The 24,880-nt window shown below is 53.2% G+C and carries 22 protein-coding genes; 2 read left to right on the top strand and 20 right to left on the bottom strand.

The window, feature by feature from the left end; translation table 11 throughout:
• Positions 1-24: 24 nt before the first annotated feature.
• The 11 genes from D9N14_RS01265 to D9N14_RS01215 all read right to left on the bottom strand — a co-directional run bounded on the left by D9N14_RS01265 (position 25) and on the right by D9N14_RS01215 (position 7,018).
• Positions 25-606, bottom strand: coding sequence for a hypothetical protein (locus D9N14_RS01265; RefSeq protein WP_290576002.1), 582 nt, complete (start codon positions 604-606; stop codon positions 25-27).
• Positions 607-678: 72 nt separating this feature from the next.
• Positions 679-1,053, bottom strand: coding sequence for a VOC family protein (locus D9N14_RS01260; RefSeq protein ID WP_290576000.1), 375 nt, complete (start codon positions 1,051-1,053; stop codon positions 679-681).
• A 376-nt stretch (positions 1,054-1,429) separates the two neighbouring features.
• A complete protein-coding gene (locus D9N14_RS01255; protein WP_290575999.1) occupies positions 1,430-2,212 on the bottom strand; it encodes a hypothetical protein in 783 nt (260 codons plus the stop codon).
• A 92-nt stretch (positions 2,213-2,304) separates the two neighbouring features.
• On the bottom strand, positions 2,305-2,727 hold the full coding sequence (locus D9N14_RS01250) for a hypothetical protein (RefSeq protein ID WP_290575997.1): 423 nt from the start codon (positions 2,725-2,727) through the stop codon (positions 2,305-2,307).
• 174 nt (positions 2,728-2,901) lie between these two features.
• A complete protein-coding gene (locus D9N14_RS01245) occupies positions 2,902-3,309 on the bottom strand; it encodes a hypothetical protein (protein ID WP_290575995.1) in 408 nt (135 codons plus the stop codon).
• Between the two features lie 19 nt (positions 3,310-3,328).
• Positions 3,329-3,775, bottom strand: a complete 447-nt coding sequence (locus D9N14_RS01240; RefSeq protein ID WP_290575993.1) for an ion channel — start codon at positions 3,773-3,775, stop codon at positions 3,329-3,331.
• 168 nt (positions 3,776-3,943) lie between these two features.
• Entirely contained in the window at positions 3,944-4,792 is an 849-nt protein-coding gene (locus D9N14_RS01235; RefSeq protein ID WP_290575991.1) for a hypothetical protein, read from the bottom strand.
• 37 nt (positions 4,793-4,829) lie between these two features.
• Positions 4,830-5,024 (bottom strand): hypothetical protein, encoded by a 195-nt coding sequence (locus D9N14_RS01230; protein ID WP_290575989.1) that lies wholly within the window; start codon positions 5,022-5,024, stop codon positions 4,830-4,832.
• A 347-nt stretch (positions 5,025-5,371) separates the two neighbouring features.
• Complete coding sequence (locus tag D9N14_RS01225) at positions 5,372-5,803, bottom strand: DUF4019 domain-containing protein (protein WP_290575987.1); 432 nt, start codon at positions 5,801-5,803, stop codon at positions 5,372-5,374.
• Positions 5,804-5,946: 143 nt separating this feature from the next.
• Positions 5,947-6,234, bottom strand: coding sequence for a hypothetical protein (locus D9N14_RS01220; protein WP_290575985.1), 288 nt, complete (start codon positions 6,232-6,234; stop codon positions 5,947-5,949).
• 172 nt (positions 6,235-6,406) lie between these two features.
• Positions 6,407-7,018: a hypothetical protein gene (locus D9N14_RS01215; RefSeq protein ID WP_290575983.1), complete on the bottom strand. Its 612-nt coding sequence runs from the start codon at positions 7,016-7,018 to the stop codon at positions 6,407-6,409.
• A gap of 459 nt (positions 7,019-7,477) precedes the next feature.
• On the opposite strand from D9N14_RS01215, the gene D9N14_RS01210 reads away from it, so the two are divergent.
• Positions 7,478-9,862, top strand: coding sequence for a hypothetical protein (locus D9N14_RS01210; RefSeq protein WP_290575981.1), 2,385 nt, complete (start codon positions 7,478-7,480; stop codon positions 9,860-9,862).
• Positions 9,863-9,958: 96 nt separating this feature from the next.
• On the top strand, positions 9,959-12,583 hold the full coding sequence (locus D9N14_RS01205) for an ABC transporter substrate-binding protein (protein ID WP_290575979.1): 2,625 nt from the start codon (positions 9,959-9,961) through the stop codon (positions 12,581-12,583).
• A 25-nt stretch (positions 12,584-12,608) separates the two neighbouring features.
• Here D9N14_RS01205 and D9N14_RS01200 read toward each other — a convergent pair whose 3' ends face one another.
• The 9 genes from D9N14_RS01200 to tssB all read right to left on the bottom strand — a co-directional run bounded on the left by D9N14_RS01200 (position 12,609) and on the right by tssB (position 24,806).
• The gene (locus tag D9N14_RS01200; RefSeq protein ID WP_290575977.1) at positions 12,609-13,352 is read right to left on the bottom strand and encodes a hypothetical protein; all 744 of its coding nucleotides are present in this window, start codon (positions 13,350-13,352) and stop codon (positions 12,609-12,611) included.
• A complete protein-coding gene (locus D9N14_RS01195; RefSeq protein ID WP_290575975.1) occupies positions 13,349-14,893 on the bottom strand; it encodes a type VI secretion system contractile sheath domain-containing protein in 1,545 nt (514 codons plus the stop codon). Before D9N14_RS01195 ends, D9N14_RS01200 begins: the two co-directional genes overlap by 4 nt.
• A gap of 210 nt (positions 14,894-15,103) precedes the next feature.
• A complete protein-coding gene (gene tssH, locus D9N14_RS01190) occupies positions 15,104-17,764 on the bottom strand; it encodes a type VI secretion system ATPase TssH (RefSeq protein ID WP_317622560.1) in 2,661 nt (886 codons plus the stop codon).
• A gap of 54 nt (positions 17,765-17,818) precedes the next feature.
• Positions 17,819-18,958 carry a type VI secretion system baseplate subunit TssG gene (gene tssG / locus D9N14_RS01185; RefSeq protein WP_290575971.1) on the bottom strand — a complete coding sequence of 380 codons (1,140 nt, stop codon included), beginning with the start codon at positions 18,956-18,958 and terminating at the stop codon, positions 17,819-17,821.
• Positions 18,922-20,745 carry a type VI secretion system baseplate subunit TssF gene (gene tssF / locus D9N14_RS01180; RefSeq protein ID WP_290575969.1) on the bottom strand — a complete coding sequence of 608 codons (1,824 nt, stop codon included), beginning with the start codon at positions 20,743-20,745 and terminating at the stop codon, positions 18,922-18,924. Before tssF ends, tssG begins: the two co-directional genes overlap by 37 nt.
• Positions 20,746-21,231, bottom strand: coding sequence for a type VI secretion system baseplate subunit TssE (gene tssE / locus D9N14_RS01175; RefSeq protein WP_290575967.1), 486 nt, complete (start codon positions 21,229-21,231; stop codon positions 20,746-20,748).
• Positions 21,232-21,241: 10 nt separating this feature from the next.
• Positions 21,242-22,768, bottom strand: coding sequence for a type VI secretion system contractile sheath large subunit (gene tssC, locus D9N14_RS01170; RefSeq protein WP_290575965.1), 1,527 nt, complete (start codon positions 22,766-22,768; stop codon positions 21,242-21,244).
• 29 nt (positions 22,769-22,797) lie between these two features.
• On the bottom strand, positions 22,798-24,288 hold the full coding sequence (gene tssC, locus D9N14_RS01165) for a type VI secretion system contractile sheath large subunit (RefSeq protein ID WP_290575963.1): 1,491 nt from the start codon (positions 24,286-24,288) through the stop codon (positions 22,798-22,800).
• Positions 24,288-24,806 carry a type VI secretion system contractile sheath small subunit gene (gene tssB, locus D9N14_RS01160; RefSeq protein ID WP_290575961.1) on the bottom strand — a complete coding sequence of 173 codons (519 nt, stop codon included), beginning with the start codon at positions 24,804-24,806 and terminating at the stop codon, positions 24,288-24,290. The genes tssC (D9N14_RS01165) and tssB overlap by 1 nt, the downstream gene beginning before the upstream one ends.
• Positions 24,807-24,880 lie beyond the last annotated feature (74 nt).

Genomic DNA, 24,880 nt, shown 5'->3' with positions numbered 1-24,880 from the left:
TCCCTTGCACGGCCTTATTCGCATTTACCATGCCTCATCAAATTTAACGGAGTTATCAAATAGTGAGTACATCTTCTTTTTATCTGATTTTTTGCACCAAAGGCGTGGTCGAGCGCCTTTAGCAGATTCATTATGGACATCTGACGTCCAAAATAAATCATGCTTTTCCGGCATAGCAATAGACCCAACCAAGGGCCCTACAACAGCCTCTTCCCATCTTCCGCATGACTTACACCTAACTCCAGAATACTCAAAACCCGACACCTTAATATCCACGGGATACTGCTCCGGTAACAGAGCAAACCAAGTCTCAGGTTTATTAACTGGAACAGTCTTGCAGTTTGTATATTGTCGTATCGATTCTGAGATCTCTCGACCAACGATGAACCAATCATCATGGGTTATAAATGCCTTGCAAGATTTTGTTGTCTCAAAAGCCAAATCAGGGCCTATTCTTGAAATCGCATGCTCTTCGGGAAACTTGGGGCATGAATGACATTGAAAAGGCTTTACAACTTCTTTTAACGATAAAGCCTGATCAGAGTTTTCAGAGGAAAACAACCAACAATCGTGCGTGGCTTCTTTAAATACAATTTCTAGAATCATGTTCTACAACATCAAATTGATCAATAACGCTACCAAGAGAGGACCACAAATAGAAATTCCGTGAACAAAGCTCTATGCCTCTGTTACCACACCAAAGCAATGTGAGAATCCATCGCTATCCGTTAGAAAGAATTCCGTACGTCCGTAATCACGATTGTATATCTCTGAGGGACTAAAGCCGAGCGAAGATAAATGGGTTCTCATTTCGGACAGGTTCTTTGGAGACCAATACAGCCGTATACTTTCATAATCATTCTGCTTTTCGTCACCACCTTCTCTCTGATTGAGCATAAAAGCAAGGTGCGATTTTCTTAGCATACAGAAAATCAATTCCCCATTTTTCACTACTGAATCGCTTACTTCAAATCCAAGCCCATCTCTCCAAAATAAGAGGCTATTTTGCAAATCAAAGCTTGGTATTACTGGTATACAGGATTCAATATCCATTCTAGGTTTCCGTGAAATCGAATTTTACTGATGCGCCCAAGCGAGGTCGCATATCTATTTGGTTGTGAAAAAAGAGAGAATCGACCTTTTCATAGCAATGCGAGGCATTTGCTCTCAAATAGACCAATACGCTTTCCCAATGTGGGAACTTCGTCCAAACGGCCTTCGTATTCATTGCGCAGTTCCATTGGAATTTACTCGATACAGGACTCAAAATCTAAGAGCACATTGTCCATATCTATATATAGTATATTCCTCATCGTCTCTCTCTATTATGACTTTTCTGTTGTTCCCCACCAAAAGCTGACACAATAACTATGCAGCCAAAGTCCCGCATTACGGGAGACAGCTTCAAGAGTATGTGCTTGTTGAATCTCTACCGAAGTACAATATGGTCAGCATTCTCTTTCCTAAATTTATATATCCATTCGATGTCCGACTTGCTAAAAAATGGCGATTCCGAAATCTGAACGAATCTACCTGAATCTATTTTGGTACTAGTATGTAATTTATCTGGCGAATGAACTTTTATGTGCGACAATAATTGGTCACTAAAATAGTTAATCCACTGAGCATCTTTAATTTTCCCGTCTTTGGCCAAACCCTGATATCGGCTAATATTCAAACTGTCCACTGGATATTGCTCGTTTATCAAATTGATCTCTCCGATCCCAGTGGCTTTATCAATGTCAAAATGATCCAGGATATATAGATTTGCGAAAGCGTATTGAGGTTTATACTTGACCACAAGTTCAGCTATCGCAATTTGGCACTCTTTATATTTATCCAGGTTTGTGCTCAGAAAATGTATCTTGGACCCACCATCCCATTGATCAAAATATACTTCCAAGCTGCTTTGATTATCTATCTCAAGAGCTTCATTTTGCATAAACCGAACCGTCGACACATTGCTACTATCTATTGCGTTGAGTACCTTTTCTCTTATCCCCTTACTGTTAGAAGCTCCTCTTGCTAATCCACCATCCAGCTTAAATAAAAGAGTGCGATTAAGTTCTAATGGTGCGAATAAGCCAGTTGCCTCAAGAACTTCCTTCAATTCAAACGGATCACCCTTTTCGAAGACATTCTCATCCAGAAATAGATTCACACTCAATAATTTAACGTACTTGTCGTCTTTTATATTGATCATTTTCTGCATTCGATAATTGAACTAGGCCGCTCTATGCCGCTGCACTCAACGCCGCTGTGCGCACTTGAGCGACCTGTTACATGCTTACACGCTCGAGCACTTTACGTTTTAGACTTTAATGACATTACTAATCCAACCACGAGCAGCACCACTCCTAAAAGATTCAATTGCCAAGGAGACGAAGCCGGCGTCAATTGTGATGTATTCATTGCGCCAATCATGCTTGGAACATGCTCCACAATCCCGATGATAGCCATTGCCCAGTAACACCAGACTTCCCTTTTCCTAAAGGGAATTGCGAGCAAAATGGCTATGGCAATGCCAGATGACATAAATCCTGCACCTTCGGTTCGCATCATCCCCAGGTAAAGTACCTGATAGGATGGAGCCAGCTCGTTCCAAGACTTACCTATAGCTTCAGAGTGAAAAGGCAGGAATTCGGGGCTTAAAGTGTAGATCAAACCAAATATAAACAAGCCTAGCGCATTAAATCCGTAACAAAATAATGCAATTTTAATCTTCATACCGGAAATCTCTGGAATCTGGCTGTACATCTAGCATGGATCTAACTGAGATCAGCGCATACGCCATTTTCGATTTAAAGTTACGTATGTCCCAGTTACAGCCATACATACGTGCTTAATTGGCGTGGAAGCAGCCTATAGTAAAGTGCGCGTCGCTTTGTTCCTTATAACTTGTTATAGCTTCGTCACCTTAACTTTAAATGAAGCAACCTTCTTCCATTCTGAAGGAGCCACTTCAGAATACATACCACCTAGCTGAGTCTCCACCCCGGGTTTGAGATTGGTTGTGTGTCTACAAACCGCAATCAAATCGCCTTTAGCATCGTAAAAAGAAGCATGAAATGCGTATTTTTGTTCATAGCCAGCGATATTTTTTACTCTTGTATATGCGTATATCGCCTCATGGCCAGCAAAATCGTCAACATAAAATCTTATTGAGTACGCCACCTCACCTTCTTCAACTATTACAGGCAGAGAATTGTCATAAGATTTACCTTCTTGTAGTTCAATTTTTCCTTCATATGTCTTACTAAACACTTCGAAGGAAAGTAAAAGCAAGCTGAAAAGCAGTAGAGTTCTCATCAATATCTCCGGTGGCTGGTCACCTTTTTTGCGCCATATATAAAACCTTACTGACCAGCAAAGCCATAAATATATACCCCATTAAATCCTCTGCCATAACAAATGGCTTCAATTGATCAATGGGTCGAAAATCTCCGTACCCCAACGTGGTCCAAGTAACGACACTAAAGTATGCGGCATTGAGCAAACTAGGCTTAATTTCTTCATTCGTTGATGTATCGACGATACCAAATAGCTTGTAAATTAGAGCCAAATAGGCAATCAATAAAAACACATACAAAACGAAGTACAGAAATTTTCCGAAATGCTCTGATGATCGGAAAAAAGTAAAGCTGAAGTAGGCTGTGATCCCACAAATCACGATTAAAGAAATCCACAATGCAATCACACCAAGCCAAATCGCACTTACTAAAAGCATGTAAGATAAAAATAAACCTAGCATCACTATTCTATCGTCAGCGGTCATTCCCAAATTCCGTTTTTACTGTCGAATTACGTTGAACCACGCCCGCTAATGCCCGCATCAGTGGGAAACCAAAGTGAAGCCATTTTTGCGGTATATAGGAGCACAGCGATGCACCACAAAATGTCGGAACGTATGTTGCTCCACTGCATGCGATTACTAGGTGACTTTTTATTGGCAGACGTATGCATATGGTGAGCCGCCGCCAGCGCAGAACCCCGGACAAATATTTACCCTAACGAAGCCACTAGCGCATTTAGACTCAGCAGATAAAGGTGGTGGGTTATAACCCCAGCAGCCACAGACTAACATGCCGTAGCCAGATGGATACCCTCTATCTCTTTGAGTCGCTGGTGGTGTTGATGGCCTATCCGGAATCGGAATTTCTCCAACATCTGGCTCTCTATCCTCATCGCACTTGGAGTCTGATTCGCAAGCTCTAACCCATCCATTAGCAATAGCCGCGAGACGATCTCGTTTCGCTGGATGAGTACTAGAGCCGCTCTCGCTACCGAGTTTTTCCATAGCAGCTCTGGCATCGCTCAACGAGGCCCCCAATCGCTGTAGAATAAATCCTGAGTAGTAATCGGCTTCGAGTTCGATTTTTGGTCGACTTCCTCGCCCATCAAGAGTGTGGCCATTCAAATGGTGCCCAACTTCATGGGCCATTATGCTAATGGATGCCCAAGAATTTTGAGCACGCCTTTCTGTCTCTTTCATAAAATGCTGATTATACAAAATATATCGGGTATCCCCTCGAATCACGGCTGCAGCATTCGGAACTCCAGCAGCACGGACCAGGAAATTTTGAACAAGACCAGATGCGTCTACGATTTTTTTTATAGCGCTCTCTGCTTCCTTATCAGACGAAAAAGTTGTTACTTTTTGCGGAACAACTTCTCCAAAGAAGCTACACGTATTAGCTGTTTCTAAATCATCCATGACCTGCCCTGATGCAGAAGTAAATTGCAACATAAGTAAAGATGCCACAATAATCTGCGTTATATGATCTTTTTTCACAACTTCCTCCTGCTCAGAGTTCAGTTATCCAGTTTGTCTAGGCATCTTTCATAACTTCTATCCGAACTACAGAGATCACAGTCATCTTCACTAGAAGGACTTCGGCAACTTCCACCTTCGTTATAGGTTTTGTTGCGTCCATACGGATCTCCGTCTGATCTTCCATAGGGGTCTGTTTTCTGCTGCGAACGTTGATCTGGCACGATTCTTCCAGCACTACCAAATCCATCATGGCACGGACTACCTATAGGCAAAGGCCCGCTGGGATGGCCGGTGTAGTCTTGGATTTGACCAGCCCGAGGGCCTTGAATAAATTGACATAAGAAGCTTGACTGCTGAGCCGAAACTGGAATGGCCACCACTGTCATAAGCAGCGGATATAGAATTGCACTTAATTTTTTAATCATTGTTAGTTCTCCTCATAGAAGTTTGCAAAAGTTTGTGCAACTGCTCTTACAGCACATAACGTCTTGCGCACGCAACCAGTTGAGATGTGCCAATATGCGCTAACAGCCGCAACGTCTGCATAGTTAGAGTGTCTACTTTTTTTAGGCAACACCACGTGAGCTTATTTGCCATTTACTGCGCAGGCTGAACCCAGAATCCAGCGAGCTTGAACCCTTTTCCATCTTGGTTTATTACAACAACGCGCTCGTACAAAGCCGCTGATCCATACGTATTCTTATAGTTAAAGGCGTAGACTGAGCCTTGATAACCGGTAGTTCGGTCACCGATTGTGTGTTGCTTGTCTATCAGCTTTTTCGACTTTCTAGCTCCTAGCATTTGCCTACCTAATACTAAATTTGCCTTAAAAGAGTCTTCAGTCATGGTTGACTTAAAAAAAGGACTCATATAGCTATTCCACACCTGATTGTACTTACCGCTGCCAATTAGATCGATAATGTTTTCAGAAGCAGCATAAGCTTCGTCAGCTTCACTAGCCCATACTAGGGTTGAGAACGTGAAGAATGGAATTAAAAACCCTGCAACTAAATTTCGTTTATGCTTCATTGTATTATCCTCAATTAGTTACATACTGTTTCAATACGTGAAGTTGGTGGAAACGTAGATGCATCCGAAACTGTTATTTGATGACAATCTTCTCCGACAGGTTCCATTACTTGCCACTCTTCAAAGCCGCTGGATTTGGGCAGCTACGGATCAGGCTCATCGGTTTGATTATAATCCAAAAAGACGCCCTGATTATGTGCCATTGATCCAGGCAGACCACCTTCGTTTGGTATTGGATTATCTGGTAATAATGTTGACGCGAATGCACCTACAGCAACAACTACAATTTCAACTATAAGTGCTCGAAATAAAACTCTGCCATGATCTGAATTTGGCAATGGCCGGATGCCTGATATATGCAACAAGGTAAGAATTGCAGTTGCAATGAATATAATCACACATGACCAAATGATTACGTTTACCGGTGTCATATTAGAACCTTTAATGGATGGCTCACGCCCGCATCAATGGCCCACCGTAGTGGAGTAAATTTTATGGTAAAGAAGGAGCGAAGCGACATACCATAAAATTTGCGAAACGTAGGTTGATCCACTGCATGCGATTGTTAAATGGTGCTACCTCCTATTGATATTAAAATCCGTTTTAGAGCTCCGAACCATCCCACCTCGCCAAGTCTAAATCAGAATCGTAGGCTTGAATTTCAGACACTAAATCTTTATATGTCACGACTGAGCTATTTATTGCCCTTTCAATACCTTTGGTCCGGTCGCTATTAATTTGAGAAGTAAACTCTCCGCAAGATCCATAACGACCGCCTCTTATACTTGGATTAAATAAGATAGAATCACGTATAAGCATGTTTTTAGTTGTTAATATCTTCCATTTCCCATCTGGGTCATACCCCCATGACTTCACATTTACAAACGATTTCCTTTTGACTATCCATCGACAATACAACTTATTCTCTGTTCCGCTACGACTTTGCGATGCATCAACATAAACCTCATACCCTTCAGTAGCTGAGTAATATGCCCAACTAGATCCAGAGTTATGTTTTAATTTGAAGTAGTAAATGTCTTGTTTTCCGATACCTTCTCGTCTGGCATGAACGTCGCTGTGCCAACTAAAATTCTTTACAAAGAAAAGAGGATCAGGATAAGGGTGAATATATCGAGAGCTTTCGATAAGGGTCGCGCTAAGCACGTACGAGCAACAAAAGAACAATGCTACCCCCAGAAAAGTCATTTTTTTCATGCCTATCTCCATTTAGTTCTATTGAAATAGCTCGGTAGCAAACACTTGGACATTTAACGTCCAAATCCACGCCCCCCAACACCACACACCAATGCCCAGACCCACGAAGAACTCAGAAACACCTGTCTAATACAGAACGCAGCTAAAATCACCCACATCTGGCAGCTGGTCACATCCACCTGTCCACATGCAGTCCTAATCTACTTTTACTGCTGCACACCCCATTCGTCAACCACTAGCCAGCGCCCCCAGGGTCCACCTTTCGTATAACCCGAATAACCAGGCGCCGTGCTATTCTGCTCCATTCCCATTGGCTCAGATCAACCACGGTAATCCACAGTGCGGGCAATCACATTACTATTGGCGCTATTTACCCTACCTGCATTAATTGCATTATCAGGTTGTGGGGCGGAAGCCGACACCCCCACTGATTCCGCCGGCTCTGAGCCCGTCATCTATGTGAAATACGCCCCTGAATTCCCCCTCTCCCCCCGGGATCGTATTCGCTCGCACCTGCAATCTTTCCGCACTGTGGTGGAGCTGGATTCCGATCAGGATCTGTCTGCCCTGCCGGCGAACTCCCATGTGCTGGTGTTTGGGGCCAGCGGGGATTGGGGGCGCTATGGTTCCGGCCCGATGTTGAATGACGCGTCCGAGGCATTTGCCCTGCGCTCGCTGGTGTTGGATAACGGCACCCGGGTGAGCTTTGCCCAGGGCAATCCCGGTGGTGAGAAGAATCTGCTGCCCGGCCACAACATCGGGAACCTGTATGCAGCTTATGCCCTGCTGGAGGCCATGGGCTGGTCGTTCTTGCATCCGCTGGAGCCCACGCCACCGCAGCAGCCTGATTGGGATTTCACGCTCGGTACCGATGGGCATACTGGCCTGAACCTGAACGAGCAGCCCCATTGGCCCATTCGCGCCTGGCATATCCATACCCAGCACCCGTTGGAGCTGACCCATGTGCTGAATGGATGGGGGCCCAATGGCCCGGATGACGAGGCCGGTTGGCAAAGTCTGTTGCCGGAGTGGGAGCGGTTTTTGGAATGGTCGGTGGCGAATCGGCAGAACCGGGTGGAGTGGTTTTTGTTGATGGCGGAATCCTGGCAGGCATTTGCCGACAGCCCGCAGCGGCAGCAACGCCTGCGCACGCTGGTGCAGATAGCCCACGACTGGGGCCTGGCGGTGGGCATTGATGCCCCCATTGTGTTCCGGCAGCAACACGCCTGGACTATGGTGCGCAGCGCCGGCAATGAGGCGGCGCAGATTCGCCAGTCCATCGACTGGTTGCATCAGGCCGGTTTTGATTATTTTGAGATTGAGATGGGCTTTAGTGAGTTCACCCATCCCGATGCGGAACAGATGCTGGCGTGGATGAATGAGGCCGCCCGTTACAGTTGGGAGCAGTACGGCAAGCGCACCTATGTGAAGGTGCACTGCACGCAGGATCAGTTGGCGGAAGGGTTCACCGATCCCCGCAATGGTGAGCCGTTGAATTTTAATTTTTTGCCGTACTACGCCGATCCGTTGCTGGGTGTGATGCCCCATACGGTTCAGTACTATGATGTGCAGGGGCCCGCTTACACCTATGGCAATCGCGATTTTCAATTTATGTACGATTATCTACGCCTGGAGGCCGGGCGCCGCGAGGTGCTGTATTACCCCGAGACCGCCTATTGGGTGAGTTACGATATTGATGTGCCGTTGTTCCTGCCGATTTATGCCGACCGTCGCCTGTTCGATTTGCGATTGATCGCACGGGATGATGCCAACGGCGAGCCGATCCAGGGGCAAGTGAATTTTTCCAGTGGCTGGGAATGGGGGTATTGGTTGAATGATGTGGTCACCGCCCGCGCCGCCTGGAATCCGCTGACGCAGATTGAGGATCAGGACGCGGCCCTGGCGCAGGCCTTGAATGTGGTGGTGAAACCGTTCGGTGATGAGTCGGATGCGGCAAACCGGCTGCTGCGGCAATGGATTGATGCCCAGAATGCGTTGTTCATTCACGGGGAAGTGGATGGCACGCGCCCGGAAGAGCCCGCGTTGCGCAACGCCCAGGCCTATTTGCAGGGCTGGGAGGCCTGGGATCACGTGGCCATGCAACTGGGTATGCTGGAAACCCAGCCCCGCAAAATGGGCATGCTGGAGATGCACAACCCACTGCTGCCCGCTGCCAAAAAAATCGACTACGCAACGGAGTTACAACCGTTGCTGCACGCCACCTCCACGCAGTTGGGGGCTATTCTGGCGGAATTTGAACAGCTCGCAGCGGGTATCCCCGCAAACGGTAGGATTTTATATGATGAATTGCGGGATGCCATGGCGATCACGGTGTTGCGGGCTGAACAGGTGCAGTACCTGTATGCGACTGAGCACAGCCGCCACCAGCAGGACCTGCCCCAGGCCAACCTGTATTTGAACCGCGCTCGCCATGCCCTGGACCGTGCGCTTGCCATTACCGCGCAGCGGGAATCACACTATCGAACCGATCCGGAACGTATTGCCAGTTGGCACTACAACCCCACCGCGTATCATTTTGGTTACCTGTGGTCCGTGCGCACGCTGCACTACTGGTGGCGGGATGAGGGCATGGTGGTGGATCGACCACGCAATCCCGGCTATCTGAACATCATGGACCCGGTGGACCTGGCCAATGGCGAAGGGGATTGGGTGGAATTCGGTGTCAACCTGTCCCAGTTGCGCCATTGGATCTCGTTACTCTCCTCTGATCGCAGCTGGTTTAACAGTCTTCTGTTCGAGCCCAACCCTGAATATCACTACCCACAATACGATCTGCGCTCACGGCCGGATTGGTATTATCCGTTGGCGCATCCGACGGAGTAATTTAACGGGGGTTTGTTCGCGTCATAAGCCTGAGGTTTCCCCACGCTCAACTATACTCAATGGATACTGTTCATTTTCTTATCCATAGGGCGAACCATGACCGACCCGTTGATCGGCCGCACCCTGAAAGACACCTATCGTATTGATCGCATGCTGGTAGACGGCGGCATGAGCCGTGTCTATCTGGCCGAGCAGCTGAGCCTGGCCCGCAAGGTGGTGGTGAAGATGCTGCTGCCCAGTTTTCACGATGAGGATTTTATTCAGCTGTTCCTGCGGGAGGCGCGGATCTGCAGCCAGTTGAATCACCCCAATATCGTCAGCGTGCTGGATTTCGGCCACACAGAAGACGGCCTGGTGTACCTGATTCTGGAATATCTGGAAGGGGCCGCCCTGGGGGACATCGTACATCAGCAGAAAGGCCTGACCCTGGCCAACATTGTGTGGCTGATGGAACCCCTGTGCAGTGCCATTAACGCCGCCCATCAGCACAATGTGGTGCATCGGGATCTGAAGCCCGGCAATGTGATGGTGGCCACGCTGTCGGGCAACGAAACCACGGTGAAGGTGGTGGATTTTGGCATCAGCAAACCCATGCACGAAGAGAACCTGAAGCACACTCAGCTGGGTACGGTGATGGGCACGCCGGGTTACCTGGCCCCTGAGCAGATCCGCGGAGCCAACATCAATCATCTGGCGGATATCTACGGCATCGGTGCCATTCTGCATTTTATGATTACCGGTGAAGCGCCTTATCGGGGTGCCAGCCGGGAAATCATCATGAACAAACAGATGAAGGAGTTGCCCCCGCCCCTGAGCAGTTACTCGTTGCGGGACCCGAGCTGTGAAATTCTGCAGCCCATTATTTACAAAGCCATGGCCGTGGAGCGGGAACAGCGTTACGGTTCCACCGCAGAACTGTGGCGGGAGTTTTCTGCCTGCGCCCGGCAAACGGCGCAACTGCAACAGCAGTCGGCAGCGGCATCTTCTGCTACAGCGCCAGGCGACGCCCTGTTCCAGTTTATTTTTCAGGGTGAACTGCAGGCGGGGCACGAGCCACAGCAGGTGCAGCAAAATCTGCACAAGGCGTTCAAGTTTTCTGATCCACAATTGCAGGCGTTGTTCAGCGGTAAACGGGTGGTGCTGCGCAAGAATATCAGCGAGCGGGATGCCCGGCGTTTTCAACAGTTGTTTGAAAAATGCGGCGCCGTGGGCCGGGTGGAAGAGATGGACGACCGCACCCGCATCGTATCCCCCCAGGCGCCTGCAGCGGCCACGTCAATGCCCGAGCCCGGCGTGGCTCAACCCATTTCCGTGGCCGGTTTTGTGCAAGCGGGGAACTCCCCATTTGTCAGCGAATCGCCGTCTTCACCCCAGTCGTTTGCAGATGCCAATGCACAGCACTCGGCGGCATCGGCGTCCCTGGCGGGTGTTGCAAACCAATCCAAGCCGCGGCGCAATCTGCTGCGCGCAGTGTTCACCAGCCTGGCGGTGGCCACGGTGTTCGCCCTGGTGATCTATGCAGTGCCGGCCTGGCGTTACACGGTGGGCGATGCGTTCATGTATTCCACCGGGTTAGCTCAGCCGCAACGGGGTATCAGCAGCGAGGGCATCAAGCTGGGCATGAGTGCGGCGTTCAGCGGCAGTGCCCGCGAGCTGGGGCGAGCCATGCGCATTGGGATGCAGGCCTATTTTAATCGCGTCAATGAGCAAGGCGGGCTGCACGGGCGCCAGTTGAATCTGTATTCCCTGGATGATGGTTATGAGCCTGCCCGGGCGGTGTCCAATCTGCAGGCCATGCTGCATCAGGACGACGGCGTGTTCGCCCTGCTGGGCAACGTGGGCACCCCCACCAGCAAAGCGGTTCTGCCGGAGGTGTTGCGCAATAAAACCCTGTTGTTTGGTACCTTCTCGGGGGCGCAATTGCTGCGCAACAACCCACCCGACCGTTACGTGTTTAACTATCGTGCCAGCTACGCGGAAGAGACCGCCGCCCTGGTGCATTACTTTGTGAAGATTCTGGAAATGAATCCCCGCAACATTGCGGTGTTCTATCAGAACGACAGTTTTGGAAAGGATGGCCTGGCGGGGGTTTCCAATGCCATCGCCCACTATGGGGTGGATATTCACCAACTGCCCACCGCCACCTATGAACGCAACACCGATCGGGTGATGGACGCCATGGCCTTGTTCCGCCCGCTGATCCCCACGCTGGAAGGTGTGATCGTGATCGGCGCCTATCCTGCCAGTGCGCGCTTCACCAAGCTGATGTCCATGAGCGGTTACCAGGGCCGCATCGCCAACGTATCTTTTGTGGGGGCCAAGGCCCTGGCGGAAGAACTGCGGGAATCCGAAACCAACGGCGGTGCCGGTGTGATCGTGTCCCAGGTGGTGCCCATGTACAACGGTTTTTCCAGTGGCGTGCTGGAATATCAAGAGGCCATGCAGGCGTACTTTCCCAGCGAGCCCCTGGGTTTTGTGTCTCTGGAAGGTTATGTGGTGGCGCGCCTGTTCTGTCTGGCCCTGGCCCAAAGCGGACGCTATTTCAATACGGAGGAAGTGATCCGGCGCCTGGAAGCGTTGCAGCATGTGGACCTGGGCATCGGCCGACCGTTGTCCTTGAGTGCTTCAGATCATCAGGCCAGCCATCAGGTGTGGGGTTCCATCATTAATGCCGACGGACAGTTTGAAGCCCTGGACCTGGAAAAATTCGAGGCCCAGTGATCGTTCCATTATTCATTAGAAGCACTTACTGAAAACGCGCGGCGGGCACTTCTATCCAGGTGGCTTTGGCCACGGCGATCACTGCGCCGTTCTCGCCAATCACGGCGGAGGCAGCGAAATGTTTTTTGCCATCACGGGCCAGGGGCCAACCCAGCATAACGCACGGCTCCCCCACGCGAACATCCCCATCGATGCGCACACTCATCTGGCCCAGCACCAGGGCCTTGCCTTCACCCGCTGGCAACATGGGGAATGCGCTGGTGCAATCCAAGGCCGCCCAGATGAACACCGGATCAACCAACCCGCTGCGTTCGCCCTCTAACGAGGCGTCTGCCATCCAGGGGGCGGCCACCGCCGTTGTATCCGGCAATGGGCCGGGGAAGATGCGCAGGCCATCGCCTTCGTCGCGATCCGGACCACAGACAAAGCAGCCGGGAAAGGGATGCTGGGTGAAACCACTGCAATGTTGGGCAGAGGCCTGCGCCTGGTCAAAGCTGGGTGGAGGCGGACACTCCAGATCCAACACATCGCTCCAGCCCTGCGCCACCAGCTGCTCGTCTGCCAGCAATTGCGCACGCCCATTTTCCACCTGCAGCGTCAGGTCTTGTTGCAACGGCGGGGGCAGGAACAGGCGCACCGTGGCGGCGTGTATCGAGTCGTGTTGCGCCGTTTGCCGGAGGGCTTCACCCAACAGGCCACACACATAGCCACCGTTGCCGGATTCCGGTGGGCCGCAAAAACGACGCTTGATCTGGATGAGTTTATTCATGATTGCGGCACTTCAGACCAGGGCCCCAACACCTGCGGGTTGACGCTGCTGATGGCGCGCAGGGGCGGGATCACCACACTGTCTTCATCGCGCACCGAGCGCAACGGCATCAGGCCATGGGCCATGAGTGCGGTGGCGGTGGTGTCCAGCATATTGATCTCGGCACAGGGCTTTACCTGACTCTGACCGTGTTCCTTGTACACGTGCAAGGGCAGTTGGGTCACCTTGCTGCCCCGGGTGGCGTCGGCAGACCAACCACCGCCCGTGAAGTAATTACCCAGTTGCGCCGCCAACAGCCAGGCCCCGTTACCCCACAGGTAATAGGGGTGCTGGCCATCCTGCGGCAGCTCCTCAAAATCAAAGGCCTCCAACGGACTGGTGTTGGCACCATAGGGCAAGCGCAGCATAAAGTGGGGGCAGGCCAATACTGCATACTGGGCGTAATCCTGTTCGCGAATCGCCTGCCACATCAAGGTGAAATCCGATTCCCCGTCGCGATGCAGATACCAGTGTTCCGGATCGGGCACCTGAGTCAGGTTCGGGCAACCCGCCATGCGTTCGGAACCACCGCTCACCAATACGGCGTGAGAATCGGCGGCGGTGCTCGCCAGGTTGGCCAGCGCCTCACAATGACTGACTTCGTCCTGCAGCTGGTAGTCCGCCACGATGACACTGAACGGCACCGAGCCTTCACCCACCCGATTTTCCAGCAGCAATTTATGCAGTTGTGTGGTGCTGTCTTCATGGGCTTCGTTGTCGGTGATGATTTCCTGCAGGCTGACGTCGGCCACAAACAGTCGCAACTGTTGATCGGTTTCCAGTTGCTTGAGCAACCAGTACAGTCCACGCCAGGCGGATTCAATGTCCTGGAAGGCGCTGCTGTGCAGAATTTTCCGCAACAGATGGCTGGCGGCCTGATCCACGGTCTGCAACAGTTCCGCCTCGCGGGGATCGGGGCTGGGAATCACATAGGGCGCCACAATCTGCTGGATCAACCCTTTTACCGAGTGAGCCGCTTCCGCCTGGGCACGACGGCTGTGCAGCAACATGTCCAGCACGTCGGCATTAGCGGTTGCAGATTGGGTTGTTGCAGATTGCGCTGGGGATGCCGTTGTTGATGCTGACTGTGATGCCTGTGATGACGAACCCCAACTTTGGATTTCTGCAGCGGCAGCGGCAAAGCTGTCCCGCTTTTTCAGTTTGCGTTTCAGGGCGCGGAACTGACTGAACAGGTCCACCCGCTCATAAATAAAATCCGGATGCAGGTCATCCAGTTCCAGAAATTTAATGGGTTCATCCGCGATGGGCAGATCCAGGGTCACGCCCATGCGCACAAACACATCGTCGATGTTGTCGCGGGTGATTTCGAATATCCGGCGTTGATCCAGGTTGGCGGCGTCATTCTGGTCACGATGGTCGCGGCCACTGAAGTCCGCCAACACCAGAATATGACAGGGCTTGTTGCGCACCAGGGTGGGTTGGTCTTGATCCGACGCGGTGGCGATGGGAATTCCCCCGGTGTTCATGGTGGCCCTGCTCATGGTTGGCTCCTTTTTTTGTTTGCCTGTTAGCGTGTTACGTTTTCAGCACGCTGGGTAGTCGAATGGCTGCAGATATGAGTGCGATCCGGGGGGCTTCTGCGCTCCAGACTCTCAGCGGCATGGATGCCGCTGTGAAGCCCCCAGGGATGGGTTTACGGCGTGTCTGGGGCGCAGAAGCCCCCCGGATCGCACGGATTTCAACGTGCAGACTCAACTCACCTGATAGGTGAAATCACCCTCTTCCGTAACACCCACGTGGATTTTCGCCACCGGTTCATCGCTCGCCATGTGATGCAGACATTCACTGGCCAATTCCGGCAACATGGTTTTGTTCAGGATGTTCTCGATGTTACGGGCTCCGGTTTCCGATTCCTGGCAACGGGCCACGATGTGCAACAACACATCTTCATCGTAACCGAACTCGGCACCGTAATGGCCTTTCACCCGCTTCTCGATGCGACGCATGTTGATAGCGGCGATCTTCATCAGATCCTCGTCATCCAATGGGTTGTACGCAATCAACGTGGTACGGCCCAGGAACGCCGGCTTGAAGTGTTTGAGCAGATGGGGGCGGATGTTATCCAGCACCACATCCGGATCAGGGCGTTCTTCCATTTGATTGAAGATAGCCCGAATGGCGTCCTCACCGGCGTTGGAGGTCATGATGATGATGGTGTTCTTGAAATCAATATCACGGCCTTCGCCGTCCTTGATGGTGCCTTTATCAAACAGGTTGTAGAAAATATCCTGCACACCGGGATGGGCCTTTTCCATTTCATCCAACAGAATGATGGAATAGGGTTTGCGTCGCGCCGCTTCAGTGAGTACACCGCCTTCTCCATATCCCACGTAGCCCGGCGGTGAACCCAGCAACATGGACACCTTGTGTTCCTCTTTGAACTCCGACATGTTGATCACCGTCAGGTTCTGCTCGCCACCGTACATGACGTCCGCCAGCGACAACGCGGTTTCGGTTTTACCCACACCGCTGGTGCCCACAAACAGGAACACGCCCACCGGCTTGCGGGGGTCGGTCAAACCGGCGCGGGAGGTGCGCACCGCTTTTGCCACTGCCTCCAGGGCGTGGGGCTGGCCGATGACGCGCTCTTCCAGGCGATCCTTCAGGCTCAGCACGGCATTGATTTCGTCGCTGACCATTTTGCCTACGGGTATGCCGGTCCAGTTGGCCACCACTTCCGCCACGGCTTGCTCATCCACCGATGCCTGCATCAACGGTTCAGTGCCCTGCACCTCCGCCAGTTGTTCGGAGAGTGCCTTGAGTTTGGCTTTCAGGTCCGCCAGCTGTCCGTCGTCCAGGGTGCGTTCCTCACCCCCCTGGGTACGCAAAAAGTCGTCTTCGATCTGATCCCGCACTTCGCGGATCTGTTGGATCAATTCCTTTTCATTTTCCCATTGCGCTTCCAGCCGCACCAGATCCTGCTCGGACTGCTCTTTACTGGCACGCAGGCCGGCGATGCGGTCATCGTGTACACCGGTGGCGGAGTTTTCTTTTTCCAGATTGGCGATGTTGGACGCATCCTGACGGATCTTGCGCCGGCAATCTTCAATGGCCGAGGGGGTGGCAGTCTGGCTCAATGCCACCCGGGCGCAGGCAGTATCCAGCAGGCTGACGGATTTATCCGGCAGTTGGCGCCCGGGAATGTAACGGCCGGACAATTTTACCGACGCTTCGATGGCTTCATCCAGAATCCGCACTTTGTGATGGTCCTGCAGCATTTTGGAGATGCCGCGCATCATGTTGATGGCTTTCTCTTCATCCGGCTCTTCCACTTTCACCACCTGAAAACGGCGGGTCAGGGCCGGGTCGCGCTCAAAGTATTTTTTGTATTCCGCCCAGGTGGTGGCGGCCACCGTGCGCAATTCACCGCGCGCCAGTGCCGGTTTCAACAGGTTGGCGGCATCGCCCTGGCCTTCTTTACCGCCGGCACCGATCAGGGTGTGGGCCTCGTCGATGAACATGATGATGGGCTTGGGGCTGGACTTCACTTCCTCGATGACGGACTTGAGGCGGTTTTCAAATTCCCCTTTGACGCTGGCGCCGGCCTGCAACAAACCCAGATCCAGGGTGTGTACGTCCACGCCTTTCAGCGGCTCCGGCACATCGTCATTGGCGATGCGCAGGGCAAAGCCCTCCACCACGGCGGTTTTGCCCACACCGGCTTCCCCGGTGAGGATCGGGTTGTTCTGGCGGCGGCGGGTCAGAATATCAATACACTGGCGGATCTCATCATCCCGCCCCAGTACCGGATCGATGCCACCCTGACGGGCTTTTTCTGTGAGGTTGATGGTGTATTTGTCCAACGCCGGGGTTTTCGTGGGGCGCACCGGTGCATCGCCGCCCACCCCTTCGGTAGCGGCACCGGAGGGCGCGCCACTGGACGATTCCCCAGTGGTGCCGATGATGGCTTTGGCCGTTTCCCGCAGGGATTCCGGCGCCATGTTTTTGAATTCCGGTGCAGAATCCAGCAACGCGCGGCGTGACTGATCGTCCAGCATCAATGCCGCCAGCAGGTGGCCACTGGTGATCATGCCATGGCCGAAATCCACGGAGCTGATCATCCAGGCATTCTTGCTGGCTTCCACAATGGCGGGGGACAACGCCGCCGGGCGGGAACTGCCGGCTTTGAATTTTTCCACCGTGTTGGTGAGCTGCTTGTTCAGGTGACTGATGTCCAGGCCGTGTTTTTCCAACAGGGTATTGAAGTCACTGTCCACCGTTTCCAACAGTTTCAGCAACCAGTGCTCCACTTCCACATTGTAGTGGCTGCGACCGATGCAGAGTCCGGCGGCACCTTCCAGGCTGTCGCGCATAACGGGGGACATTTTGTCCACCAGGGATTTAAGGTTCACGTTAATCATGTTGAGCTTCCCTGTATTTATATATGGTTATGAATGGTTAATCGATTATTCGCTCACCCGAATTCGGATCAGCCGGTTCTGGTCTTGTTGCTGTTGACTTTGCATACCCAGGCCGCTGTTCCAGCCCAGCATCAGTTCGCCCCCTTCGATGGCGCGACCGTCGATCTGTGCCACCTGTCCCAATCCGACACGGGGTAAATCTTTTTGTCGGATACTGATTTCGATATCAAAATCGAATTCGGTGCCGGCCATAAAGCGTACCAGCGCTTTCATGGCTTTCATCCTGGCACTGCCCGGGGCAATGCCTACAAACTGGCCGTAACTGAGTTGCTCGATGCGAATGCGGAATTTGCTTTGAATATCCCAACATTGCCGGCCCAGGATCACGTTCTCGCCCAGGTAGTTGTTTTGCCCCAGGGGCACACCCAAACCCGGCAGCCGGCTCTGCATGTCCTCCGGTAACGGCTGCCACTTACCGACGAACTGTTCCACTTCCACCGGCAGTTCAAAATAGTGCTGGAGGATGCGGGCCATGGTGGGGGCCGAGGGCACCCCTTTGCCCAACAGACCGGCAAACCCCAACAGGGCATCATCGGGAATCGGCAGCCGTTCCTGCAGTTTTTCGGTGCCCAGCCCCACAAAAGAGGCCAGCATGTGGCTGAAAATATCGTTGCGGTTGCGGCCTTCCCGATGGGCCCGTTCATACACCACCGGCAACCGGTATTTGTGCCAGGCCTGGTAGTACAACGAGGTGCTGCGGTGATTCAGCACGTCCAGAAAGTTGGCCAGGGAGCGGTCTTTTTGCCGCAAGCGTTTGATGACCAGTTCACTGATGTGATACGGCAACACGCCATTGCTGCCGAACAGGCCAAAGCTGTTCACCAGCATCTGCCATTGCTTTTGCGGGGCCTCTTCGTCGTCCAGCTCCAGGGTTTGGGTGATCTCCACCCGATCCACATCGGCACCACGAAACGCCAGGCTGGCCTGGGCGCGGAAACGCACACTCTCCCGATTGGGCGGAGCCCCCTTGGCAACCGGCACCCGTGCGAATTTCTGGCCTTTGCCTGCGTTGATGCGGGCCGCCATCTCCAGCAACCGTACCGCCTGGAAAAATTCGAAGCGGTAGGGTTCTTCCTCAAGTTGCCGGGTTACAGCAAGGCTTTTTCGCCGGCGCGCGGAGGCCATCGCTTCATTTCTCCTTCAGAATTGGTGATTCGGGCGATCAGTCGGGTAAACGAATTCAGGCTGCAGTACAACGCCAGAAACCGTTCCAGCACACTGGCAAACAGGTAAGGTGAACCGCCGGCCACCAGCCGGGGATCAAATTCCATTTCCACCTGCGTACCACGGCACATGGCCGTGCCCTTGCCCACTTTGATCGGGGCCATGATGGGTTTGACCTGCAGGCGGCGGATGGATTCGATCATCTTGCGGGTACTGTCTGCATCGCGGAAATCGTACAGGCGCAGGATTTCTTTCAAGGCATCGCCATCATCATCACCGGTGAGGGACAGGTGATTCAGATTCAGGTGCGACATCAGGCGCCAGTAGGCCCGATTGCGCAGCGGTGGCCGCAGGGTCTGCGTCGGGGGCGTAACGCAATGGATGGATGCCACCGGTGCATCCCCTTCCACCATGTTGAGCTTGGGTTGATTGGTGCCCGCAGGCAAGCGCGCCGGCAGGTTGCGGTTAAAGCAGGTGAGCCGCAGATCCAGGGTTTCGTCACTGGGCTGGTTGGGATCGAAGTTCAGGTCCACCAGGCTGATGTTGATCTCCGACGCCTCTTCATTGTGGTTCTCGCCTTCAATCACCGACAGCCTGCGTTCGTACCAATAGGTGCCGTGATTGCGCTCCGTGTGACGATGACGGATGCCGTAGAACGGCGTGTACTCAAATTTGTTGCCGGTGCTGTTGGAGGCGTTCACCTGATCGATGGAATAGATTTCCAGGGCACCGGTGCGGCGCCCGTCCGGCACCACCCGGTATTCCGTTTCGGCGTGATCCAGGGCAATCGGGTCCGCCACGTAGGAGAACAGATTTACCGCCGGTGTGCAGCCCAGCACAAACACACTGGCGTTGATGTAGTGTTCCAATTCGCCGTCGGATTCTTTCAGGTAAATATACAGGTTCAGCTCATTGCTGACGGCAGGGGGCAGTTTGCTCAGATCAATGTCCACGAACAGGAATTTTTGTGGGAACACAAAATATTCCGTCAGCAGCCGGTAGCCTTCAAACGCACTGGCGGGATACGGCAACAGCCCTTCTGCAATGTCAAAGCCCACCGGCTGGATGATGCTGGCATCGCAGAACACCGGCTTGGTGTCTCCTTCGCCTTTGGCCAGCACCACTTTCACGGCGCCATTGAGCAGATGTTCGTATAACGGATAGATGTGCTTGGGTTGACCCCGCAGATAAAAACGCACCCGACCGGGTTTCAGCTCGGCAAAGTTCAGGGCCGACGACAGGGTTTTCAAGGCAATTTTCAGCACCCCATCCGCCCCGCCCACCTGATCGGCTCCCGGCGCAATAAACGGACGCGCCAGCAACTGGGCCGATTCCACTTTGAACGGTTGAATGTCCACCGGGTAACAGGTGCTGAAGCGACAGGTTTCGCCGCCAAAGCGGTTGGTGTCCAATTCGGTTTTCGGCGCCACCCGGGTACATTCATCCAGGGCTTCCGCCGCCTGGAACTGCACGATGGTCATGGACGGTATGGGGCGTTGGTAATGGGGATACATCACCCCCATCACGCCATCGGTCATCTCAGGGAAATCATCGTTCAGCTTATCCTGGATGCGGGCATTCAACAGTGCCACACCGTCCAGCAGGCGTTCCACAAACGGATCTTCCGGGCGATCATCGGAAATGCGCAGGCGGTTGCCGATTTTGGGATGGCGTTGGGCAAACTCCGACATGGCCTTTTGCACAAAGGCCAACTCCTTTTCGTAATGTTTGAGCAACTCATCACTCATTTATTTGGTCTCCGCCACAGTGACCGAACGGGTCACCGGATTTAATGCTGAATCGAATACGATGACTTCCTCCGCACTGAGGGCATGCAAGGTCGCTTCCACCCGAAAGCGAATGCTGGGATCTTCGGGGTCCACAGAAGACTGGGTCTGCACCTTGGCACTGCGAATACGGGGTTCGTAATTGGCAATGGTCCGCTCCACTGTGCGGCAGAATTCCAGCCGCGCTTTCTGTGAACTCAGGTTCAGGGTGGCGGCATCCGGCAGCCCGTAGTTATGCAGTGCCGCCTGGATATGCTGCAGCGACTCCGGCGGGGGAATGCAACACTGACGGGTGTTGAACAGTTCTTCCAGATCCCGCCGCACACTTTCCTTCAATTGGTGAATCAGCAGGTGGTGGGCCCGTTCGCTTTCGGTGTTTTCCTGGGGATTGTCATCCAGCAATCGGTCCAGCAAGGGCACCACCAGTTTCTGTTCCTGATCAATCATAACGCTCCCCCTAACCCCTGGACCCGATACCGGCCTGGGACAGCTCAGTGGTGAGCTTGAGTTCCGATACCAGATTCTCGGCAATGTAGTGCGGCTTGAGGAAGATCACACAGGTGAACTGCCCCGGCATACCGGGCATCTCCTTCACCTGCAGGCGCACATCCCGCAACGGGTATTTGGCCCGCATCTCCCAACTTAAATCGTCCCGCCCGGTGGTGTAGCGGTTCAACCATTTGGTGAGCATGTCTTCGATTTCTTTTTCGGTGGTGTAAGACCCTACCTTGTCGCGGATCATCACCTTCAGATAGTGGGCAAAGCGCGAAGCACACAGCACCTGTTGCAGCATGGCGCTGATGCGGGCGTTGGCGGTGGCACTTTTGCTGTCGAATTTTTTCGGCATGTGCACCGAGGGGTTACTGTGAAACGCTGCCAGCGGCACACCATAGCACTGGCACAGCGCCATCAGTCCCAATTCACTGAATTCCCGCTCGATGGCATCAGTGATCACCACATCGGTCAGAATGTGGTAGGCGCCGGTGCCGTCGGGAATCGGCAGCGCGTCGTACCCGGTGACCACGCCACCGGCCAGTTGACCACGGGGCACCCCGCGAATCTGGGCGAACCAACCGATCTCACCGTATTCTCGAATAATGACACTGGCGAAGGCAAACGCCGCATTACCCCACAAATAATGTTGTGGCCGCTCACAGCGCTCCTTAAAGGGCAGTTCACCGGCCACGCTTTGATGGGGCTTGCGCAGGATGATGCGCGGCAGGGTGATCGACACAAAGCGGGCGTCCTCCTGCTGACGGAATGCGCGCCATTTGATGTATTCCTGTTGCTGGAAGATGGCCTGAAAATTCAGGTGGCTGCCCAGGGTCTGGTAGTCATCCAGGCCGAACAATTGCGGCGCCGCTCCACAGATGAACGGCGCAAAGGATGCGGCGGCAATCTGCGCCACCCCCTGTAACACTTCCAGGTCGTTGTATTTGTGGCCCTTGTAAGGGCGATGGCTCACGTAGTAGTCCCCGATCAGCAGGCCGTAGGGCTCACCGCCGGGGGTTCCGAATTCGTCATTGTAGATGCGCTGGAACAACTGGCTCTGATCAAAATCCTGAGCCCGGGTAATGTCCCTGCACACTTCCGCCCAACTGATGTTCAACAGCTTGAGCTTGATTTCCGGATAGGGGTAGCTTTCATCGCAGAGTTTTTTCAGACTGCGCCAGGCTGACTCCAGCTGCTGGAATTTCGGGTGATGGAGGATGGCATTGACCTGCTCCTCAATCATCTCATCAATCAGCGCCACCTGCTGGGCCAGAAACGGTTGCACCGACCAGCCGGCCGTATTGGCACTGAAATTCCGCACCCAGGTTTTGAATCCCTCTGCGTCGGAGTCGGCCTGCAAAAACGCCTGCAACGGATTGCCCGCGTCGCCGGAGGCGGACTGAGTCGCGTGGAGCAGTTCTGCTAGATCGATATTGGCCATGAGTCTGGATTCAAAGTGATTGGGGCGGGAAAACAATCGGCGTGGCTGCAATCAACCACGCCGACCCGATGCAGCGGAAATCAGCCCGCTTTCGGAATACTGGCCACCATACGGAGGGAGGTGGTCAGTTCTTCCATCTGCAACCAGGGGCGCAGATAGGCAACGGCATTGTAGGAACCCGGGGCTCCAGGGGTTTCTTTCACCTCAATGCGGGCTTCCGCCAACGGGAACTTGGCTTTCATCTCCGCACTGGCATCGGGGTTGCTGTTGGTATACTGGGCGATCCAACGATTCAACCACTGCTCACAGTCTTTGGCTTCCATGAAGGAGCCGATCTTGTCGCGGGCCATGACTTTCAGGTAATGGGCGATACGACCGGTGGCCATCATGTAAGGCAGGCGCGCCGAGATGGCCGCGTTGGCGGTGGCATCCGGATCGTCATAGACTTTTGGCTTCTGTGCAGTCTGGGCACCGAAGAACACGGAGTAGTCGGTGTTCTTGTAGTGACACAGTGGCAGGAAGCCCTGGTTGGACAGTTCGGCTTCACGGCGATCAGTGATGCCGATTTCCGTGGGGCACTTCTGGTCCACGTCGCCGTCATCGCTCTTGAACAGGTGAGAAGGCAGGCCTTCCACTTTACCACCGCCTTCGGCACCGCGGATGGCGGTACACCAGCCGGTTTCCGCAAATGCTTTGGTGAGGGTGGTACCCATGACATAGGCGGCGTTCATCCAGGTGTAATCGCTGTGATCCACCGCCTTGTGCATGCCGGACTCATCCCCTTCAAACTCTTCATAGTTGAATTCTTCCACCGGCTTGGTATTGGCACCATAGGGCAGACGGGACAGGACACGGGGCATCACCAGGTTCACAAAACGGGCGTCTTCGCTGTCGCGGAAGCTGCGCCATTTGATGTATTCCTGGGAGGCGAAAATACCGGACAGGTCACGGGGCGTGGACAGCTCGGTGAAATCGTCGAAGCCGAACATCTGGGCACCGGCGGCGCTGATGAACGGACAGAAACCGGCGGCCGCCACGTTGGACATGTTGGACAGCAGGTCGATGTCTTCGGGGTGATTGGTAAACTCGTAATCACCGATCAGGGCGCCGTAGGGCTCACCACCGGCGGTGCCGAATTCCGCTTCGTAGATTTTTTTGAAAATCTGGCTCTGGTCAAATTCCACTGCCTTATCCAGATCCTTGAACAGTTCGCGCTTGCCGATGTTCAGCATGCGGATTTTCATGCCGGTGCCGGTTTCGCTGTTCATCACCAGGTGATGTAGACCCCGCCAGGAACCTTCCACCTTTTGCAGTTTTTCGTGATGCATGATGGCGGCCAGTTGCTTGGACATGGCGGCATCAATGGCGGCAATGGCGTTGGTGATGGTCTTGGTCAGGTTGCGGTCCCAGGTTACGGTTCCGTCCAGCACTTGCTTGGTCAGGTTGGCCAGCAGATCCTGGGCTTCATCGCGCTCGGTTTGTTTGGTGGCACCAATGGCCATTTCCAACAGGCTGACCGAGCCTTCCGCGGCCTCTGCTCCGCCTTCGGTTTGAGTTTCTTGTTCGGCCATTATTCATCTCCCCCTTCTTTTTTATCCAGGCCCAATTCCTGAGAAATGGAGGCCACTTTGTCGGTGTTTTGCAGAATGTCTTCGAGGATGCCTTCCAACGCTTCAGAGCGATCTGCTTTGCTCATCAGATCACGCAGCTTGTTGCGGGCTTCCAGTAATTGTTTCAGCGGTTCAACCTGATTGACGATGGCAGTAGGGTCAAAGTCGTCCATGCTTTTGAAGGACAGGTCCACGGCCATTTCAGAATCATCACCGGCCAGGGTGTTTTCCACTTTCATGGAAACGGTGGGGTTGATGTTGCCCATCACCTGGTTGAAATTATCCCGGTCGATGTTGACGAACTTGCGTTCTTTCAGGGATTTTTTGTTTTCCGTGTTGTCACCGGAGTAGTCACCCATCACGCCCATCACGAAGGGCAGCTCCTTGACTTGTTCCGCGCCGCCGGTTTCGACGTCATAGGTAATGTGAACGCGCGGCTTGCGAACGCGCTTGAGTTTATCGTGGATGCTATCTGCCATGGGGGATTCCTCCGTTAGAATTCGTTGGTTTTACTTGTAAGTGTACTCGCCAGGGTAATAGGCATGTTCCGTTC

Origin of the sequence: Ketobacter sp. (assembly GCF_003671495.1) — a bacterium.
Classification (GTDB): Bacteria; Pseudomonadota; Gammaproteobacteria; order Pseudomonadales; family Ketobacteraceae; genus Ketobacter.
The sequence above is the reverse complement of the archived record's forward strand: the minus strand, read 5'-3'. Positions and strand labels throughout refer to the sequence as shown.